The 1347-nt window shown below is 74.2% G+C and carries 1 protein-coding gene; it reads left to right on the top strand.

Annotation, left to right across the window (positions count from 1 at the left end):
* Positions 1 to 292: 292 nt before the first annotated feature.
* On the top strand, positions 293 to 1347 hold a 1055-nt coding region (locus tag C1J00_RS43270), incomplete at its 3' end, for a sigma-70 family RNA polymerase sigma factor (protein ID WP_146046414.1).

The raw sequence follows: 1347 nt of genomic DNA, 5'->3' as shown, positions 1-1347 counted from the left end.
GGGCCCCGGCTCCACCAGAGGATGGTTCAGGGCCTCCCCGTCGCCTCTGGCCGTCCCCTCGCGACCCGGCCGGGTCGCGAGGGAACTGGCCTCCCGGGCCGGACCACGCACAGGATGCGTGTCGCCACCCGGGGTCGAGTACGCCGGGGACCAGCTCGCCCAAGACCGTTCCGGGCGCGCGGCTGAACGGACTCACTCCGCTCAGTCCACAGGAACGGTCTGACCAAAAGCCAATATGGCACGCTGACCCGGTGGTCTGGACGGGTTGGGCGGCTGGCGGGGGCTTTCCGGGATGAGCGGTGACGGGCGGGACGAGTCGAGCGGCGGCGGGAGCGGCGACGCAACGGCCGGCGACGCGGTCCCGCCGCAGGTGCCGAGTCAGGGCGGACGCGCGAGCGTGCCGCCCGGCGGGCACCTCGCCGACGGCTCGGTCCCGGCCCAGCGCGACCGGCGCGAGGACGGCGTCCTGCCGCCGCGTGACCTGCCGCCGTCCGACGCCGACCTCATCGACCGGATGCGCTCGGGCGACGACACGGCGTACGAGGAGCTGTACCGGCGCCATGCGCACGCCGTGCGCCGGTACGCCCGCACCTGCTGCCGTGACGCCCACACCGCGGACGACCTGACCGCCGAGGTCTTCGCTCGCATGCTCCAGGCGGTGCGCGGCGGGGCGGGCCCGGCGCACGCCGTACGCGCCTACCTGCTCACCTCCATCCGGCGCGTGGCCGCCTCCTGGACGAGATCGGCGCGGCGCGAGCAGCTCGTCGACGACTTCGCGGTGTTCGCCACCCGGTCGGCACGCGGGCCCGATGCGTCCGACGACGACACGCTCGAAATGGGCGCGGACGTACGGGCGATGCACCAGGCCGAGCAGTCCATGGCCATGCGGGCCTTCCGGTCGCTGCCGGAGCGCTGGCAGGCCGTGCTGTGGCACACCGAGATCGAGGACGAGTCGCCCAGCGAGGTCGCCACGCTGTTCGGGCTGGACGCCAACGGCACCCGCGTGCTCGCCAGCAGGGCCCGCGAGGGCCTCAGGCAGGCCTACCTCCAGGCCCACGTCAGCGCCACGCTCACCAGCGACGAGGAGTGCGCGCGCTATGCCGACCAGCTCGGCACCTACGCCCGCGGGCGGCTGCGCACCCGAGCCGAGCGGGGACTGCGCAAGCACCTGGACGAGTGCGCGAAGTGCCGGCTGGCCGCCCTGCATATCGAGGAAGTGGCCGGCGGCATCCCGGCCGTCGTACCGGTCGCGGTCATCGGCTGGTTCGGGGCCGCCGGGTACGCGAAGGCGGCCGGGCTCATCGCCGGGGGCGCTGTCTCCTATACACATCTCCGAGCCCACGAGAC

The organism is Streptomyces cahuitamycinicus, assembly GCF_002891435.1.
GTDB classification, from domain to species: Bacteria; Actinomycetota; Actinomycetes; order Streptomycetales; family Streptomycetaceae; genus Streptomyces; species Streptomyces cahuitamycinicus.
The sequence above is the reverse complement of the archived record's forward strand: the minus strand, read 5'-3'. Positions and strand labels throughout refer to the sequence as shown.